Below are 19,311 nucleotides of genomic sequence, written 5' to 3'. Positions count from 1 at the left end.
ATAGAGACGGACGTGGATCGAAGACGGAATCCGCGCCCGACCTGTTCGCCATCAGGAAGGTCGGTCTCGATGTCCTCCCAGCTATTCGGTGTGCCCGACGAATTCGACGTCATCGTCATCGGCGGCGGCCCGGCCGGTGCGACCACGGCGGGTCTGCTCGCCAAATCCGGCCGCAGCGTCCTGGTCCTCGACCGCGAGCGGTTCCCCCGCTACCACGTCGGCGAGTCCCTGATCCCCGCCTTCATGCGCCCGATGCAGGAGCTCGGGCTGACCGAGCGGATGGACGCGCGCGGCTTCGAGCGCAAGTACGGGGGCAGCCTCATCTGGGGCAACGAGCAGGTGCCGTGGCAGTTCTCGTTCATCGAGGGCGGGCACGAGTACGCCTACCACACGCGCCGGGCCGACCTCGACGCGCTCATCCTCGACCGGGCCCGTGAGCTCGGCGCCTTTGTCGTCGAGGACGCCACCGTGCGCGAGACCATCGACGTCGACGGTCGGGTCACCGGCGTCCGGTACGCGCTGCGCGGCACCGACGGGCTCTGTGAGGCCCGGGCGCAGCTGGTCGTCGACGCCTCCGGGCAGGCGCGGGTCATCGGCCGGCGTCGGACCGGGGTCAAGTGGCACGACGAACTGCGCAACGTCGCGGTCTGGACCTACTTCGACAACTGTGAGCGGCTGCCCGGCGACGAATACACCAACATCCTCATCGAGGGCCTCGACGAGGGCTGGTTCTGGGGCATCCCGATCGACAAAGGCACGATCAGCGTCGGGTACGTGACCCGCGCCTCGCTGGTGGGCGAGGGCGACCAGAAGCTTGAGCAGATATTCCGCGAGCAGTGCGAGCGCACCACGAAGCTGAAGAAGATGCTCGCCCCCGGCCGGCGCTCGGCGGGATTCCGGACGGCCCGCGACTGGTCGTACCACAGCGACCGTTTCTACGGCGACGGATGGGTGCTCGTCGGCGACGCCGCAGCCTTCGTCGACCCTCTCTTCTCGACCGGTGTCGCGCTCGCGACGCTTGCTGGCAGCACGCTCGCGAAGATCCTCCACCAGGTCATCGAGCATCCCGAGATCGAAGAGAAGGCACTCGACCGGTACGCGACCGCATATTCTGGTTTCTTCGACGAAATCAGATCGTTCGTGGAGCGTTTCTACGACCGCAGCAAGTACAAGGAGTTCTATCACAGCCTGGCCCAGGAAATGGTCGACCCCGAGCACAAGAACAAGCCTTCGGCTGACTTCGTCACGCTGATCTCGGGCATGAGCGGCAAGCATCCCCTGTTCCACATCGATCTCAGCGACCTGATCGCCGTCGCCAGCGAAACGGCACGATGACCAGCACCCAGGCGCAGCTTCTCTTCGTCGACCTCGCGCTGATCCTGCTGCTCGCCCAGGGGCTCGGCCGGCTGGCCGTCCTGGTACGCCAACCGCCGGTTGTGGGCGAGATCCTCGCGGGCATCCTGCTCGGCCCCACCCTGTTCGGGGGTCGGCTGTCGGCCGTGCTCTTTCCCGACGGCATCCGGTCGCTGTTGGCGGCGATGGCGGGCCTGGGTGTGCTGTTGTTCATGTTCGGCGTCGGGGTGGAGGTCGAGCACCACGTCCTGCGGGGCCGGGCCAGGGCCACGACGTTGTGCGCCCTGGGCTCGATGGTCGTGCCGTTCGTGCTCGGCATCGGCCTCGCCCTGTCCGTCCTGTCCAGCCACCGCACGGCCGATCGGCTCGGCTATGTGATCTTCGTCGGCCTGGCCGTCTCGGTCACGGCCTTTCCCGTGCTGGCCCGCATCCTCAGCGACCGGGGGCTGGCGGCGACGGCCCTCGGCGGGATGGCGCTCGCCGTGGCCGCGATCGTCGACGTGGCCGCCTGGACCGGGCTCGCGGGGGTGCAGGCGTTGGTCGGCGGCGCGGGCCAGCACTGGCGCGTCTCGCTGATCGTGCCGTTCGCCGCCTTCCTGGCGTTCGTCGTCCGCCCGCTGGCCCGCCGCTACCTGGTGGCGTCCGCGCCGGACGACGACACCGAGCGGGAGCTGTCGCCGGTGCGCTTCGGGGTGGTGGCGATCGGCGCGCTGCTGAGCGGAGCGGCCACCGAGGTGATGGGTCTGCACTACCTGTTCGGTGCGTTCATGTTCGGTCTGGTCATACCCCGGCAGGGGGGCCGGGGACTGCGTGACGGCCTGCTGCGCCACCTCGGGCGGATCACCGGGCTGCTGCTGCCGGTCTACTTCGTCGTGGCCGGCCTGGCGGTCGACCTGAGCGACTTCGGCACCACCCAGCTCGCCGAGCTGAGCGCGATCCTGATCGTCGCCGTGGCCGGCAAGTTCGCCGGCGCCTACCTCGGCGCACGCTCCCAACGCCTGGCCGTGCGCCCGTCCGCGGCACTGGCGGTGCTCATGAACACCCGCGGCCTGACCGAACTGATCATCCTTGGCGTCGGGCTCCAACTCGGTCTGCTCGACGACGGCCTCTACTCGCTGATGGTGGTGATGGCGCTGGTCACCACGGCGATGACCGGGCCGCTCCTGGCCCTGGTCTACCGCAGGCCCGTCGAACTCAGCGCCGGGATGCCGACCGCATCCGCACCCCCGCCGTTGTCCCGAGCGGCCGGCCACACCGGCTGACCGAAGTCCACCCCAGACCGGAGGAACGCACCGATGCAGAAGCACACCGCAGGCAGGCGAGACACCTACGACGTGGCCATCCTGGGTGCAGGCATGGCCGGAGGCATGCTCGGTGCGGTGCTTGCCCGCCACGGGGTACGGGTCCTGCTGATCGACGCGGGCGTCCATCCCCGGTTCGCCGTGGGAGAGTCGACGATCCCCTACACCTCCGGCATGACCCGGCTGATCGCGCAGCGGTACGACCTGCCCGAACTCAAGGCGCTGTCCAGCTTCAAGGGCATCCAGAACAAGGTCTCACGGTACTGCGGACAGAAGCAGAACTTCGGCTTCGTCTACCACCGGGAAGGGCAGCCGCAGGATCCCTCGGAAATCAACCAACTGGTCGTCCCGTCGGCGATCCGGACCGAGACGCACCTGTTCCGGCAGGATGTCGACTCGTACCTGTTCAACCTGGCGGTCGCCAAGGGCGCGACACCCCGCCTGGGCACCCGGATCGAGAGGATCGAGATCGACCCGGACAGCGGGGCCGTGCTGCACAGCACCACCGGCGACGAGTTCCGGGCGAGCTACATCGTCGACGGCAGCGGCTTCCGGTCACCGCTCGCCGACGCCTTCAACCTCCGCGAGACGCCGACGCGGGCCCGTACCCACAGCCGGACGATCTTCACGCACATGGTCGGCGTGACACCGTTCGACGATTCTCCGGCGGCACGGCAGCACAAGAACCCCAGCCCCTGGCACCACGGCACCCTGCACCACGTCTTCGACGGCGGGTGGCTCTGGGTGATCCCCTTCGACAACCACCCGAGCTCACTCAACCCGCTGTGCAGCGTCGGTCTGACACTGGACCCCCGGATGTATCCCAGGGACGGCCGGTCGGGGCAGGAGGAGTTCGACGACTTCCTGGCGCGCTTCCCGGAGATCGCCCACCAGTTCCGCGGCGCGGCCGCCGTACGACCCTGGGTGAGCACCGGACGGTTGCAGTACTCGGCCAAGCAGGTCGTCGGCGACCGGTTCTGCCTCACCTCGCACGCGGCCGGTTTCATCGACGCCCTGTACTCGCGCGGCCTGACCAACACCATGGAACTGGTCAACGCCCTGGCCTGGCGGTTGATCGCGGCCACCCGGGACGGCGACTGGTCGACCGAGCGCTTCGCCTACCTGGAGGCGCTCCAGCAGGGCCTGTTCGACTTCCACGACGACCTGGTCTACGCCTCCTTCGTCGGATTCCGCGACTACGAGTTGTGGAACGCCGTCAACCGCACCTGGATGCTCGGCACGATGCTCGGCAACGTCATGCTCGAGGACGCGTACTACCGCTATCTGCGTACCGGCGACGAAGGGGTCTTTCTCGACCTGGAGAACAGCGACAGCCCCGGCTCGCCGCTGCCGGTCAGCGCGGGCTTTAACCGGATGGGCGTCCTCGCCCGTGAGCTGTGCGAGGCCGTCGAGCGGGGCACCACCAAGCCGGGTGAGGCAGCCGCCGCGATCCTCGGCCACATCGGCGCCGCCGACTTCATCGCACCCTCCTTCGCCTTCGGCGAACGCGACACCCGCTGCTTCAACATGACACCCGTCAAGATGGCGCGCAACGCGGTGTGGTGCCGGCGGGAGGCACCGCCGGAGATCGGCCCCCGAATGATCAACGCCAGCAGGGGTCTCGTCCGGATGCGTCTGCGCGGTGGCGAGTAGCGCACCCCCGGCACGGCCGACCCGCAGCAATGGAGGCATCGTATGAACGCACCCCGGCCCTCGGGTGACGAGGCCCCGCTGGCCGTCGTAGGCATGGCCGGCCGGTTCCCCGGCGCATCCGACATCGACAGTCTGTGGACGCTGCTGATCGACGGCGCCGACGCCATCGGCCCGGTGCCGGCGCGGCGGTGGGACGCCAGTGCCGCCCTCGACCCCGAGCGCGCCGTTCAGACCGTCGGTGGCTTCATCGACGGTGTGGAGCAGTTCGACGCGGCCTTCTTCGGCGTCTCGCCGCGGGAGGCGGCCGCCATCGACCCGCAGCAGCGCCTGCTGTTGGAGATCGCCTGGCGGGTCCTCGAGGACGCCGGCACGCCGGCCGCGAGCCTCGCCGGATCGCGCACCGGGGTCTACGTCGGCGCATCCTGGCACGACTACGAACTGGTACGCCGCCGCAGTAGCGCGTCGCCGACCCCGCACAGCCTGGTCGGCAACGCGTTGGACGTGATCGCCGCCCGGGTGTCGTACTTCCTGAAGCTGCGTGGGCCGAGCATGACCGTCGAGACCGGCTGCTCCTCGTCGCTGGTGGCGCTGCACCTGGCCGGGCAGGCGCTGCGCGCGGGCGAGATCAGCTCGGCGCTGGTCGCCGGGGTCAACCTCATCCTCGATCCGTACGTCACCGTCGGACTCACCCACTTCGGCGCGCTGTCGCCCGACGGCCGCTGTGCCACGTTCTCGGACCGGGCCAACGGCTTCGTACGGGGAGAGGGGGTCGTCGCGCTGTACCTCAAGACCCTCGATCAGGCGCTTGCCGACGGTGACCGGATCCACGGGGTCGTCACGCGTACCGTGGTGAACAACGACGGCGGCGGCGAAAGCCTGGTCACGCCCAGCCCGCAGGGGCAGGAGGATCTCATCCGGCGGGCCTACGGCCTCAGCGACACATCCGCCCGGCTCGCGCCGTTCTACGTGGAGGCACACGGTACGGGCACCGACCGGGGAGATCCGATCGAGGTCGGCAACCTCGGCCGGCTGCTGGGCAGACCGGACGCCGAACCCCTGCACGTCGGCTCGATCAAGACGAACATCGGTCATCTTGAGGCGTGCGCCGGGCTCGCCGGGCTGATCAAGCTGTTGCTCGTACTACGGCACCGGGTCGTGCCCCCGAGTCTGCACTCCGAGCGCCTCAACCCGGCGATCCCCTTCACCGAGCTCGGTGTGCACGTGGTGCGCGAGCCGTTGCCCCTGCCCACCGGTCCGGTCCGGCTGGGCGTGAGTTCCTTCGGCTGGGGCGGCACCAACGCCCACGTGGTGGTGCAGGACCCACCCCCGGTCCGGCCGGGCGACACCCCCGCGCCGGACACCCGGGTGGCCGACGGGTTGCCCCTGGTGACGGTGCTGTCCGCGAAGGACTGGCCGTCGCTGACCCGCAGGGCCGCGGAACTCGCCGCAGCCCTGCCGGCGAGCACCGAGGAACTGCGGCGGACGGCCGGCACCCTGGCCTGGCGACGCGACCACTTCGACGTCCGGGCCGCACTGGTCGGCGACCGGCCGGAGACGCTGCGTGCCAACCTGGCTGCGCTCGCCACCCGAGCGGAGGACGCCCAGGACGACCCCGGCCTGGTCACCGGCCGCCCGGTCGAGCGGGGCAGGATCGCCTTCGTCTATCCCGGCCAGGGCGCGCAGTGGGACGGCATGGGCCGTGAGCTGTACCGGGACAGCCCGGTCTTCCGCGACACCGTCGACCGGTGCGCCGCGGCCCTGCACCCGCACACCGGCTGGGACCTGCGGGACGTGTTCGCTCCGGGCGGCGACGCGGCCTGGATGGAGCGGCTCGACATGCTCCAGCCGGTCCTGTGGGCGACCGCCCTCGGTCTCACCGAGCTGTGGCGCTCCTGCGGCGTGCAGCCGGACGTGGTGGTCGGCCACAGCCAGGGTGAGGTAGTGGCGGCCACGGTCACGGGCGCGTTGACCGTCGAGGACGGGGCACTGGTCGTGGCCCGTCGCAGCCGGATCGCGGCCCGCACCTGCGGCCGGGGTCGGATGCTCATGGTCGACCTCGACCTGCAGTCCGCGTACGCCGCGCTGGACGGCTTCGAGGGCAGCGTCTCGCTGGCCGCGCACAACGGCCCCACCTCGTGCGTGTTCTCCGGCGACACGGAGTCGGTGCTGGTGCTCAAGGAACTGCTGGAGGCGGAGGGCACGTACTGCCGCCTGGTCAACGTCGACTACGCCTCGCACAGCCCGCAGATGGATGAGCTCCGGGCGGACCTGCTGGACGCGCTGGACGGGGTCCGGCCGCGTCAGGGGCGCGCCGCGATGATGTCCACGGTGCGGTCGGCGCCGGTGTCCGGCCCCGAACTGGACGCGAGTTACTGGGTGGACAACCTGCGCCAGCCGGTGATGTTCGCGGACGCCGTTGGCGACCTGCTCGACGACGGTGTCACGCACATCGTCGAGATCAGCCCGCACCCGATCCTGACCACCCCGATCAAGCGGGTCGCCGCGCGGCGGGACCGGACCCCGGCCGTCCTGTCGACGCTGCGGCGCGGTCAGGGTGCCACCGATGACGTCGCGGCGGCCATGGCGGCCGCCTATGTCGCGGGCCTCGAGCCGTTCGGCGGTCTGTCCGGTGCGGATGTGCGACCCGTTCCCGGCTACCCGTTGCGGGCGGAACCGTACTGGCCTGTGGAGGTACCTGGTGGCCGCGCCGGTGCCCAGGGCTTCGCGGCACCACTGCGGCCTGCCCCGGACGATCCGCACAGCTGGAACGCCCTGTTCACGCTCTCCTCGACAGGCGTGCCGTGGCTCGCCGATCACCAGGTGCACGGCGTGGCGGTCCTGCCGGGTGCCGCCGTGCTGACGATCCTGCTGGCCTCCGCCTGGCAGCGGTGGGAGGCGGCGCCGGGCCGGATCAGAGGGGTGGAGTTCCGCGGCGCGGTGGCGCTCGGTGAGACGCCCGTCGAAGTCGCTGTCCGCTGGCGCGACTGCACGCGCGGAGCCTGGTTCCGGCTGACCGCGCTGCCGCCGGACGGCACGGCCTGGGAGGAGAAGGCCACCGCTCAGGTCGATCGGGGTCACAAGCCGTACCTCGCGCCGTCCTTCCCCGACGACCTCGCGGAGCCGGACCCGGACGTCGCCGCCGACTTCTACCGGCGCTGGCACGGGCGCGGCCTGCAGTACGGTCCGGCGCTGCGCGGCATCCGCCGGCTCGCGGCAGCTGACGGGCGGGCCCTGGGCGAGGTCGTGCTCGCCGAGCGGTTGCGTGGCATCCCGCTGCGGGGCGCGCCGCATCCGGCCCTGCTCGATGCCGCGCTGCAGGTGGCACTGGCGGCCTGCGAGCAGGACTGCGACACCGCGGTGGTGCCGGTCGCCGTCGACACGGTCGAGATCCTGAACGCACCGGCGGACGGGCCGGACAAGCTCTGGTCGTACGCTGAGAGGCGCGGTGTGACCCACGCCGACGTCACGATCTTCGACGGGTCGCGGCACCCGGTGATGGTCCTGCGCGGCGTGCACTTCACCCCGCTGCCGGAACCCGGCGGGAATGCGAACGACCTCCGTCGCTACCACGTCGCCTGGACCGAGCTGGATGACGTCGACGCGGAACCCCGTGCGGGACGCTGGGCGATCTGCGCCGGGTCGGCCCCGTCCACCACCGCCACCGCCCTCGCCGAGGCGATGGTGGCGCGCAGTGTCGAGGTGGTGCGGCACGACCTCGACGACCGGGTGCCGGACGACCTCGACGGCGTCGTCTTCCTCGCGCCGCCCGCCTGTTCGGGGCCGGGCGCGCAGGAGCGCGGCCTCACCGAACTGGCCCGCCTGGCCGCAGCCTGCACCGCATCGGGAGTGTCGCCGCGGCTCACGGTGGTGACGGTCGGCGCGCAGGCCGTGACCGCCGCTGACGTCCCGGACCCCGCCGCCGCGCTCTACTGGGGCTTCACCCGGGTGCTGCGCCGCGAACAGGGCGAACTCGAAGCCCGACTCGTCGACGTCGACCCGGCCGATCCGGCCCCCGCGATGCGGACCGCGACCGAGGTGCTCGCGCCGTCGGCCGAGGATCAGGTGGCGCTCCGGGGCGGACGGCGTCTCGGGATGAGGCTCACGCCCGGACCGCCGCCGACCGTGCCCGCGCTGCCCCCGGCCGGCACCCCACCGCAGCCCTTCCGGGGTGCCGTGGCCGCTGGCGGACGACAGCTGGTCTGGGTGCCGGACAACCGACGTCAGTGCGGGCCGGGCGAGGTGACGGTGGCGGTGACCGCCGCGGCGGTCGACGACCACGACGAGGCCCGCCTCAGAGGTGCCGTCACCGGCACGCCGGACACGGCGCTCGGCACCTCATGTGCGGGTGTCGTCACAGCCGTCGGACCGGACATCGTCGATGTCGCCGTGGGGGACCGGGTGGTCGCCTGCACACTGGGTGCGCTGGCCGCCGAGGTCACTGTCCGCGCCGACCACACCCGGCCGGTGCCCGCCGTGCTGAGCGACGCCGAGGCGGCCGTCCTGCCGCTGGTGCTCACGACGGCCTGGCACGCCCTGGTCCGTCTCGGGGGCGTGGAGGCCGGCGACACCGTGCTCATCCACGCGGGCACCGACGGCGCGACCATCGTCGGGGTGGCGCTGGCCTGCCTGCGCGGCGCCCAGGTGGTGGCCACCGTGGGCGACACCGCCGTCGGTGAGCTGGCGAAGGCGGCCGGTGCCGACCACGTCGTGGATACCCGCGACCCCGACTGGGTCCGGGCGGTGCTCACCGCCACCGCGGGGCGCGGCGTCGACATGGTGCTGCACCCGCAGTCCAACCCCGACGTGGAGGTAGAGGAGAGCCTCACACTGCTCGGTGCGGAGGGGCAGGTCGTGGTGCTGGGTACCGGCACCGTGCGGGTGCATCACCCTGACCTGTTGCGTCCCGGCGTGGGCCTGGGCGTCTGCGACGTCCGGCAGCTGCTGCACCGGCACCCCCACCGCTTCGCCCGCACCCTGGAACTGGTGTGGGACCTGCTCGCCGCCGGCCGGCTACCCACTCTGCCGGTGCGGACCATGACGTACGCGCAGGCCGCCCTGACCACGCCGGACCGCAGCCGTGGCGGCGGAGAGCAACTGGCCCTGACCGATCCCGGCACCGTCACCGACGTGACGCCGGTGCCCCTGCCCGACGGCCAGTTCCGGGCCGATGGGAAGTACCTGATCACCGGCGGCCTCGGTGAACTCGGCCTGTCGTTCGCCGAACACCTCGCCGAACGGGGGGCGGGTGCCCTGGTGCTGCTCGGCCGCTCGGCACCGGGCACCGAGGCGGTGCGGCGGATCGAGGGGCTCCGTGCCCAGAACGTGCAGGTCGAGATCATCTCGTGCGACGTCGCCGACGCACGGGCTCTCGACGCGGCACTGGCCGGCGTACGCGAGCGGTTTCTGCCGCTGCGCGGGGTCGTACACGCCGCCGGCGTTCTCGCCGATGCCACCGTGGCGACCCTGTCCGAGCGGCAGGTGCACGCCGCGGTCGCGGTCAAGCTCGACGGCGCGCGCCACCTCGACGCGCTCACCCGCGACGACCCGCTCGACTTCTTCGTCCTCTTTAGTTCCGTGGCCGGGCTGTTCGGCAACCCCGGTCAGGCGGCCTACAGCGCGGCGAACGCCGCCCTGGACGCCTTCGCCGAGGCCCGGCGGCGCTCCGGACGGCCGGCGACGAGCATCCAGTGGGGACCGTTCGCGGGCATCGGGCTCGCCGCCGCCGACCAGGGCCGTGGCGCCCGGCTGGCCAGCCGGGGCATGGCCGGCGTCGAACCCGGATCGGCGTGGGAGATGCTCACCACGCTGCTCGACGAGGACGTGCCGGCCGCCGCCTACGTGGACCTGGAACTGCGCCGGTGGTTCGACGCCTGTCCCGAGACGGCGGCCCTGCCCAGCTGGCGGACCCTGTACGAGCTGTCGCGGCGCGACGGTGCTCCGGCCGTCGCCGACGGCGACTTCCTCGCCCGCCTGCACGGGGCACCGGGCGACGGCCGGTTGCAGTTGGCGGAGGCGAAGGTGCGTGAACTGACCGGTCGGGTGTTGCGCCTGGACCCGGGCACCATCGAGTCGAACGCCGCCTTCAAGTCGTTGGGGCTGGACTCCCTGCTCAGCCTCGAACTGCGCAACCGGCTGGAGTCGGTCTTCGGTCTGCGCCTGTCGCCGACGACTCTCTGGGCGCACAGCTCGACGCACGCCCTGGCCGGCGCCCTCTGCCAGCAACTGACGGCACCGTCCGACCCGGTGCCGGAACCGGCCTGATCCGCGTACCGCTGACACCACACGGAGGACGACGTGACAGCCGAGACCGAATCCGCCGACCGAGGGCCGCTCCGCCGGGCCATGGCCACGATCCGTACTCTGCAGGCACGCCTCGCCGCCCGGGACGAGAACCAGCCCGTGGCGATCGTGGGTGCCGGCCTCCGGCTGCCCGGCGGAATCGTGGACCTCGCCGGCTACTGGGACGCGCTCGCGCAGGGACGCGACCTGGTGCGCCCGATGCCCCTGTCCCGCCGGAGCCGCTTCGCCGCCGACTGGGAGACACTGCCGCGGCGCGGCGCCTTCCTCGACGACGTGCTCGGGTTCGACGCGGGCTTCTTCGGTCTGAGCCCTCGGGAGGCCCGGCACCTCGACCCGCAGCACCGCCTGCTCATGGAGGTCGCGTGGGAGGCGATGGAGGACGCGGCACTGCCCGCCGACCGGCTCGGCACCCTGCGTGGCGGCCTCTACCTGGGCATCATGTGGCAGGACTACCGCGACTGGCAGGCCGGCGAGCCGGACTCGTTCTGGACCACGGGCAACGGACACAACTTCGCGGCCGGACGCATCGCCTACACGCTGGGGCTGACCGGGCCCACGCTGGCGGTCGACACGGCCTGCTCCTCGTCGCTGGTCGCCCTGCACCTGGCGATGCAGGGCCTGCGGCGCGGTGAGTGTGACGTAGCCCTGGCGGGCGGGGTGAACCTCATCCTGTCGCCGCAGTCGATGCGGCTGGTGCTCGAGACCCGGTCGCTGGCGCCGGACGGCCGCTGTAAGACCTTCGACGCCGCCGCGAACGGTTTCACCCGCGGCGAGGGCTGCGGCGTGGTGGTGCTCAAGCCGCTCGACGCGGCGCTGCGCGACGGTGACCGCGTCCACGCGGTCATCCACGGCTCGGCGGTCAACCAGGACGGCCGGTCGGGTGGCTTCACGGTGCCCAACGTGCTCTCACAGGTGCGACTCATCGAGGACGCGCTGGCCGACGCGCGGCTCACCCCGGCCGACATCGGCTACGTCGAGACGCACGGCACCGGCACCGCGCTCGGCGATCCGATCGAGATGGAGGCCCTCGCCGTCGCGCTCGGACGCCGTAACGCCGGGGCACCGTTGCCGGTCGGTGCCGGCAAGAGCAACCTCGGCCACCTCGAGTCGGCGGCTGGTGTCGCGGGGCTGCTCAAGGCGGTGCTCAGCCTGCGACACCGGATGATCCCGCCGGTCGTGCACTTCCGCACACTCAATCCGCGGATCGATCTGGCGGACACCGGGATCGTAGTGCCCACCCAACTCACCGGGTGGGTGCCCGAGGCGGGCCGTTACGCGGGCGTCAGCTCGTTCGGCATGAGCGGCACCAACGCGCACGTCGTCCTGGGCGCTCCCGCCCCGCCGGACGCCCCGCCGGACGACGCGCCCGCCCCGGCCGGGTTCGAGATCTCGGCGAAGACCGAATCCGCGCTGCGTGACCTCGCCGCCCGGTATGTCGCCCGGCTCGCCACACTGCCCGCTGCGGACTACCCGGCTCTGGTGTCGACCGCGTCGACCGGACGCACCCGGCTCGCGGAACGCGCATGGATCGCCGCGGCGGATCCCGCCGCGGCCGTGGCGGCCCTGCGTGAACTGGCGGCGGGCCGGCCGACCCCCGTGGTCGTGCGGCTCGCCCGCGACGAGCCGTGCCCGCAGGAACCGCCCGCCGTCCGCCGCATCGTCGACCTGCCGTCCTACCCCTGGCAGCGCCAGCGTTACGAACCCGCGACAGCCGCGGATCCCGCTGCGCTGTTCTCCCTCACCTGGCGGCCGGTGGCACCCACCGGGCCGCCCGAGCCGCCGGGCCCGCTCGTGGTGGCCGGCGACGACCCCGGGCTGCTCGGGCTGATCGTCGGCGAGGCGGCGGCCGTCGGTGTCGTCGGCACCGTGCTCGGCCCGCTGGCGCAGGCCGCGCCGCCCGGCTGGGAGACGGGCGATCTGCCCACCGCACGCGGCGGCTGGGACGACTTCTGGTCGGCGCGGCCCGGCGCCACGACAATCCTGGTGCCCGCGGCCGCGCCGATGGAGCAGGCCGCGTCCACCGGTGCCGCCCGGTGCGCCGCAGTGGTCGCGGCCGTCGGTGCGGTGACGGCACACCGACGGGGCCTGACCTGGGTCGTCACCCGCGCCGCCCGCGACACCGGGGACGGCGATCGCCCCGAGGCCACCGACCACGGCCTGCTGCAGGGCCTGGCACCGGCTCTGGGCCTGGAATACCCGGGCGGTTGGGGTGGCATCGTCGACCTGCCGGCCGAGCCGCAGGCAGCCGACGTACGCGCGATGCTCGCCCTGCTCACCGACGGTAGCCTGCCGGAGCAGGCCGCCGTGCGGGCCGGGACGGTGCTGACCGCGCGGCTGACCCGGGCGCCTGCCGCCGATCAGCACGGGGTGACGCAGTTGCGCCCGGACGCCACATACGTCGTCACCGGAGGGCTCGGCGCGGTGGGCAGGCAGTTGGTCGCCGAACTGGTGGCCCGCGGTGCCCGGCACCTGCTGATCATCGGCAGGCGTCCCCGCACCTCGCTGCCCGGGGCCGCCGTCGACGCTCTCGACGGCCTGGCCGCGCTGGGCGTCGATGCCCGGTACAGCGGCGACGGCTGCGACACCGCCGAGAACCTGGCGCTCGCCTGCGCGCCGCTCGACGCGATGCCGCCGGTACGCGGTGTGCTGCACCTCGCGGGGACGGTGACCGCCGCCGGACCCGCAGAGCTGGACGCCGGGGCGTTCGCTGCCGTCGCCGTCGCCAAGGCCGGTGGCGGCTGGCTCCTGCACCGGGCCGCCGATGCGTGGCCGCTCGACTTCTTCGTGCTCGCCTCGTCCGTGTCGGCGCTCTGGGGCGCGAAGGGCCACGCCGCCTACGCGGCCGCGAACGGCGCGCTCGACCTGCTCGCGGCCTACCGCCGGGGACGTGGTCTGCCGGCGACCAGTCTGGCGTACGGGCCGTGGGCACTCGACGGTGACGGCATGGCCGACGCCGCCACCCTGGAACGATCCGAACGTACCGGCATCGGTGCGATGGCACCGGCCGAGGCACGGGCCGTCCTGACCGCCGCCCTGTCCGACACCACCGGTTACCTGGCCGCCTGCCGGGTCGATGTGCATCGCCTCGCCCGCATTCTGCCCCGGCAGCGCACCGGCCTGCTCGCGGACCTGGTCGACGGCGACGTGGCACCCGTGCGCCCCGACCAGACCGGGGCGGAGCCCCGGACGCCGAAGGTCGGCGGGGTGGCGAAAGGAGTGCCCGACGGGGCGGCGTCGCCCCGGACACCCGAGGACGCCGAGGCGGTGCGGGGCACCGTCGCACGCCTGCTCGCCGTGCAGCTCGGATACGACGGTGCCGCCGACATCCGCCCGACCGTGGGCTTCGCCGACCTCGGCCTCGACTCGATCAACGCGGTGGACCTCGCCGAGCAGCTCACCGCGGTGCTGGGGCGCCCGGTCGACGTGACCCAGCTCTTCGACCATCCCAGCGTCGCGGAGCTGACGGCGTTCCTGACCGGCAGTGGCCGCCCGGCGACATCCGCGACCCCCGCCCGGCCGGCACCCGCCGCCCCGCCGGCGGCCGTCGACCCGGTGGTGGGAATGTCCACGGGCGTCGCCGAGCCGGTCGCGATCGTGGGCATGGCCTGCCGTTTCCCGCACGCGGACTCCGCCGAACAACTCTGGGAGCTCCTCAGCGCAGGCATCGACGCGGTCGGTGGCGTCCCCGACGACCGCTGGGGCAGCGCCGTGCTGCGCAGCGGGCGGGTCACCACCGACCAGGGCGGCTACCTCAGCGGCATCGACCTGTTCGACGCCGATTTCTTCGCCGTGCCGGCCCGTGAGGCGCGCAGCATGGACCCGCAGCAGCGACTGCTGATGGAGACGGCGTGGCACGCGTTGGAGGACGCCGGCATCGACCCTTCGACGCTGCGGGACACCGCGACCGGTGTCTTCGTCGGTGTCAGCTACGCCGACTACGCCCGGCTGCTCGCCCAGGGCGGCCCCGCCGAGGTGGACGCCTACTACGGCACCGGGACGGCGCTCAACGCGGCGGCCGGGCGGCTCGCGTACGCCCTCGGCCTGCACGGCCCGGCGCTCGCGGTGGACTCGGCCTGCTCGTCCTCGCTGGTGGCCACGCACCTGGCGGTGCGGGCACTGCGTAGCGGAGACGCCGACGCGGCACTGGTCGGCGGCGTCAACATCCTGCTCGACCCGACGTCGTCGGTGGCCGTGAGCCAGGCACACATGCTCTCGGTGGACGGCCGCTGCCGCACCTTCGACGCTGCGGCCGACGGGTTCGTCCGCGCGGAGGGGTGCGGAGTCCTCGTGCTCAAGCGCCTCGCGGACGCCCGCCGCGACGGCGACGACGTGCTCGCCGTGATCCGGGGAAGTGCGGTGAACTCCGACGGCGCCTCTTCGGGCCTCACCGTTCCCAACGGCAGCGCCCAGGAGCGGCTGCTCGCCGCTGCCCTGGCCGACGCCGGGACACCCGGCAACGCCGTGTCCTACCTGGAGGCGCACGGCACCGGGACGCGACTGGGCGACCCGATCGAGATCGCCGCCGCCTGGCGGGCGTTCGGCCCCGACCGCGCCGAGGACGAGCCGCTGCACGTCGGCTCGATCAAGAGCAACATCGGGCACTGCGAGTCCGCGGCGGGGATGGCGGGGATCGTGAAGGTGCTTCTCGCCCTGCGGCACGGGAGGATCCCGGCGAACCTGCACTTCCGGACGCCGAACCCGCACGTGGACTGGGCCGGTGCGAACATCCGGGTGGTGGCTGCCGAGACGCCGTGGCCGCGCGGGTCGGCCCCCCGGGTGGCCGGTGTCTCGGGTTTCGGGTTCACCGGGACCAACGCACACCTGGTGCTGGCCGACCCCGACGAGCCGCCGACGGTGGCACTCAGGCCGGGCGGGCCCTGTGTGGTGACCGTCTCGGCACCCGACCCTGACGGTCTGGCCCGTGCGACCGCGGTGTGGCGCGAACGGCTCGCCGGTGCCGCCGACGACGAGGTGGCCACGCTGGCAGCGACGAGTGGCCGGGGCCGCGCACACTTCCGGTACCGCCGGGCGGCGGTCGGACGCACCGGTGCAGACCTCGCCAGGGGGCTCTCGGACGCCGAGCCGGTCGGCGGCTCGGCCGAACCGCCACGTGTCGCGTTCCTCTTCACCGGCCAGGGCAGCCAGTACTTCGGGATGGGGCGCGAACTCTACGAGACCGAGCCTGTCTTCCGCGACGCGTTCGACCGCTGCGACACCCTGTTGCGCCCGCGACTGGGTGCGAGTCTCACCGAACTGACGTTCGCCGGGACGGACGCGGCGGTGATGCACCAGACGCGGGTGACCCAGCCCGCGCTGGTCGCCCTGGCCGTGTCGCTGGTGGAGATGTGGCGGCACTGGGGCGTGCGGCCGGTGGCCGTCCTCGGGCACAGCGTCGGGGAGATCGCGGCGGCGGTCTGCGCGGGGGTGCTCGACCTACCCGACGCCTGCGCGTTCGTGTCGCGGCGGGCGGCGCTGATGCAGGACACCGAGCCCGGTCGGATGATCTCGGTGGCCGCGTCGGAGAAGTGGGTCGAGGAGTGGATCCAGCACACCGACGCGGATCTGGCGGCGGTCAACGGCCCGGAGTCGACGGTGGTCGCGGGTACCACCGAGGCGATCGAGGCACTCGTCGTACGCCTGACCGCCGAGGGCGTCCGGCACCGGCCGCTGACCACCTCGCGCGCCTTCCACTCCCGGCTGATGGACCCGGTCCTCGACCGGCTCCGTGACGAACTCACCGGCCTGACCACGATGCCCGGGGAGCTGCCGCTGGTGGCCAACCTGACCGGGCGTACCGGCACCGTCATGGACGCGGAGTACTGGTGCGAACAGGTGCGCCGGCCGGTTCGCTTCCACGACGGTCTGGTACGCCTGAATGAGCTCGGCGTCGATGTCCTGCTCGAGATCGGCCCCGACCGTACGCTCACGAACCTCGCCGGTACCGCCGGGCTGGTCCCCGCTGGCGGTGCCCTGTCCTCCCTGCGCCGCGCGGTGCCGGCGCGGACCGCCATGCTGACCGCAGCGGCCGCACTCTACCGGGCCGGACAGCAGCTCGACTGGGACCGCATCCATCCGCGGACCCCGAAACGGTCCACCGCGCCACGCTATCCCTTCGCGCGGACGTCCTTCTGGGCGCAGCCCCGGCCCCGGCCCACCGCCGACGAGCCGGCGGGCAGCGTGACCGCACCTCCGTGGGGCGCCGAACTGCGCTCACCCGCCCTGCTTGGCCGGGTGTTCGCAAGCCACCGCAGCACAGGCTATCCCGCCCACCTGACCGACCACCGGCTCTTCGGGACGGTCTCGGTGCCGGGCGCCTCCCAACTGGCCACCGTGCTGTCCGCGCTCGCCACCGGCGGGGACACCGTACGGCTGCACGACGTGCACTTCCCCCGGGCGCTCGTCCTGCACGACGGCGAGCGGTACGAGCAGCAGGTGATCGAGTCGTCGGGGCCGGATGGCCGCCGGGTCAGCGTGCAGAGCCTGGTCGACGAGGAGGCCGGCCGGTGGCAGGAACACCTGGTCGCCCGGGTGTCCGCCGCGCCGCCGGCCGAGGGTGCCACCGGTGGACCACTGCCGGACGGGTTGCGGGAGAACCCCGGACGGGAGTTGACCGGCGGGCAGTTCTATCGTCACCTGCGCGTCCTCGGTTACCACCTCGGGCCGTCCTTCCGCTGGATCGACCACATCTGGATCACCGGCGACGAGGCTCTGGTGCGTTTCACCACGCCGGCCGACACGCGGGAGGACCCCGCCGACTACGCCGTACATCCCGGGTTGCTCGACTCCTGCCTGCAGAGCGCCGTCTGCTTCGCGGTGCGCGGCGAGCCGGACGGGGAGGAACCGGGCCTGGCGATCCCCTTTTCGGTGTCGCGTCTCGTGCTGCACGCACGGCCCCCGGCGGACGGGGACCTCTGGGCACACGTCAGAGCACGGTGGGACGACAACGGCACCGGGCTGTTGCAGGTGGGTTCGGCCGACATCCGTCTCACCGACGGCGACGGGCGCACGGTGGTGCTGATCGAGGACTTCCGGTTCCGGCGCGCGCCGCGGGCGCTGGTGGAGGCGTCGCTCAGCGTCCGGGCGGTGGTGAGACGTACCGCCTGGGTGCCGGTGACCGCTGCCGGCCCCCTGCCGGACAGCGTCACGGTGCTGGGTGCGCCGGGGGTCGAGACCGGGCTTCGGCAGGCCGGCCTGCGGGTGGCCGATCGGGCCGCCGAGGCGGCGATGCTGGTGGACGCACGGTTTACCGCTGACCGCTCGGCACCCGTCGACATCGCCGCCGAGGTGGCGCGCACTCTGCAGAGACTGTCACCGGGCTGCGGATACACCTTCCTCGGCCCGGCCATGCCGGCCGGTGCGCCCGTCGTGGAGTCGGTCGCCGGGCTGCTGGCCGGGTTGCGGGCCGAGCAACCGGACCGGCAGGTGCGCCTCGTCGTGCCGTCGGACGGTTGGCGCCCCGAACACCTGACCGCCGCGCTGGCCGCCCCGGTGGAGACGGTCGACGGACCGCTCACTGCCGGGCCGGACGGCGTACGGGCGCGGAACCTGACCGACGTGGAGCTGCCGTCCCCGCCGCCCGCCTGGGATCCGGTGGGCTCCGCACTGATCACCGGCGGCCTCGGTGCCCTGGGTCTCAGCGTCGCCTCGTTCCTCGCCGCGCGCGGCGTGCGACACATCGGTCTGATGGCCCGGTCCGGGCCCGACGCGGCCGCGCGGCGGGTCATCGACGACCTCACCGCGAACGGCACGACCGTCCGGGTGGTCGTCGGGGACGTGACCGACCCGGCGGACTGCCTGCGCGCGGTCGGCGAGGCCGGCCGGGACGTGCCGCTGCGCTTCGTCTTCCATCTCGCCGGCAGCACCGACGACCGGGCCTTCGCCTCGCTGACGCCCGACTCGTTCCGGTCGGTCTTCGCCGCCAAGGCCGAGGGCGCGACCCAGCTTGCCGCCGCCGTCGGCACCGGGCCGCTGACCGCCTTCGTGCTCTTCTCGTCGGCCTCGGCGGTGCTCGGGTCGGCGGGACAGGCCAACTACGCCGCCGCGAACGGCTACCTGGACGGCCTGGCGACGGTGTTGCGAACGGCCGGAATCCCGGCCACGAGCATCGGCTGGGGGCCGTGGAGCACCCGGTACCGCGAAGGGCTGGCCGACACATCTGCGGTGCGGCGCGCGATGCAGGCCCGTGGTCTGCGCGCCCTCACCGACGAACAGGCCTGGCCGGTCCTCGACGCCGTGCTGGCGGGCGGCCCGCAGCGGCTGGTCGTCGTCGGTGGATCCCGGGAGCGGGCACCGTCGCCGGAGCCACTGCCCGAGTCGCCCGGCACACCCGGTCGCGGCTGGCTGCGCGACCGGCTCACGGACGCCGGCGAGCTGCGCGCCGAGATCGGCCGGATGGTGGGCGAGGTGCTCGGTGAGCCGGGACCGATCGAGACCGGCCTGGGGTTCATGGACCTCGGTCTCGACTCGATCATGACAGTTGACCTCCAGCGGCGTCTCTCCCATGCACTCGGCCGGGAGCTTCCGGTCACGGTGGCGCTCGACCACCCGACGGTGGATCGACTCGCCGCGCACCTCGAGGCTCCGACGGCGGCGTCGGAACCGGCCGGCGACCTGGAGCCGGTCAACGGGGACGGCACCGACGAGCTGTCCCTCGACGACCTCGTCCGCGCGGTCCGCGCCGACATCGCGACGGAAGGGTGAGCAC

Annotated in this window: 5 protein-coding genes; all 5 read left to right on the top strand. The window is 72.9% G+C overall.

Translation table 11 applies throughout. The annotated features are described in order from the left end of the window. Nucleotides 1-90 precede the first annotated feature (90 nt). Genes ACN268_RS10780 through ACN268_RS10760 form a run of 5 tightly spaced genes read left to right on the top strand, consistent with a single transcriptional unit; the run spans nucleotide 91 to nucleotide 19,307 of the window. On the top strand, nucleotides 91-1,335 hold the full coding sequence (locus ACN268_RS10780; RefSeq protein WP_363656088.1) for an NAD(P)/FAD-dependent oxidoreductase: 1,245 nt from the start codon (nucleotides 91-93) through the stop codon (nucleotides 1,333-1,335). After that, a complete protein-coding gene (locus ACN268_RS10775) occupies nucleotides 1,332-2,615 on the top strand; it encodes a cation:proton antiporter (protein ID WP_421483036.1) in 1,284 nt (427 codons plus the stop codon). Before ACN268_RS10780 ends, ACN268_RS10775 begins: the two co-directional genes overlap by 4 nt. 33 nt (nucleotides 2,616-2,648) lie before the next feature. Beyond that, nucleotides 2,649-4,307, top strand: a complete 1,659-nt coding sequence (locus tag ACN268_RS10770) for an NAD(P)/FAD-dependent oxidoreductase (protein WP_421483035.1) — start codon at nucleotides 2,649-2,651, stop codon at nucleotides 4,305-4,307. Nucleotides 4,308-4,349: 42 nt separating this feature from the next. Beyond that, nucleotides 4,350-10,568, top strand: a complete 6,219-nt coding sequence (locus tag ACN268_RS10765) for a type I polyketide synthase (protein WP_421483034.1) — start codon at nucleotides 4,350-4,352, stop codon at nucleotides 10,566-10,568. Between the two features lie 33 nt (nucleotides 10,569-10,601). Then, nucleotides 10,602-19,307, top strand: a complete 8,706-nt coding sequence (locus ACN268_RS10760; RefSeq protein WP_421483033.1) for an SDR family NAD(P)-dependent oxidoreductase — start codon at nucleotides 10,602-10,604, stop codon at nucleotides 19,305-19,307. The last annotated feature ends 4 nt before the right edge of the window (nucleotides 19,308-19,311 follow it).

The organism is Micromonospora sp. WMMD735 (assembly GCF_049178995.1).
Classification (GTDB): Bacteria; Actinomycetota; Actinomycetes; order Mycobacteriales; family Micromonosporaceae; genus Micromonospora; species Micromonospora wenchangensis.
Note: the sequence above shows the minus strand (reverse complement) of the source record. Positions and strands in the feature narration are given on the sequence as shown.

What these genes read in the sequence shown, in the direction of transcription:
- ACN268_RS10765 (WP_421483034.1), top strand. Translation starts at nt 4,350, where the DNA reads ATGAACGCACCCCGGCCCTCGGGTGACGAGGCCCCGCTGGCCGTCGTA.
- ACN268_RS10775 (WP_421483036.1), top strand. Translation starts at nt 1,332, where the DNA reads ATGACCAGCACCCAGGCGCAGCTTCTCTTCGTCGACCTCGCGCTGATC.
- ACN268_RS10770 (WP_421483035.1), top strand. Translation starts at nt 2,649, where the DNA reads ATGCAGAAGCACACCGCAGGCAGGCGAGACACCTACGACGTGGCCATC.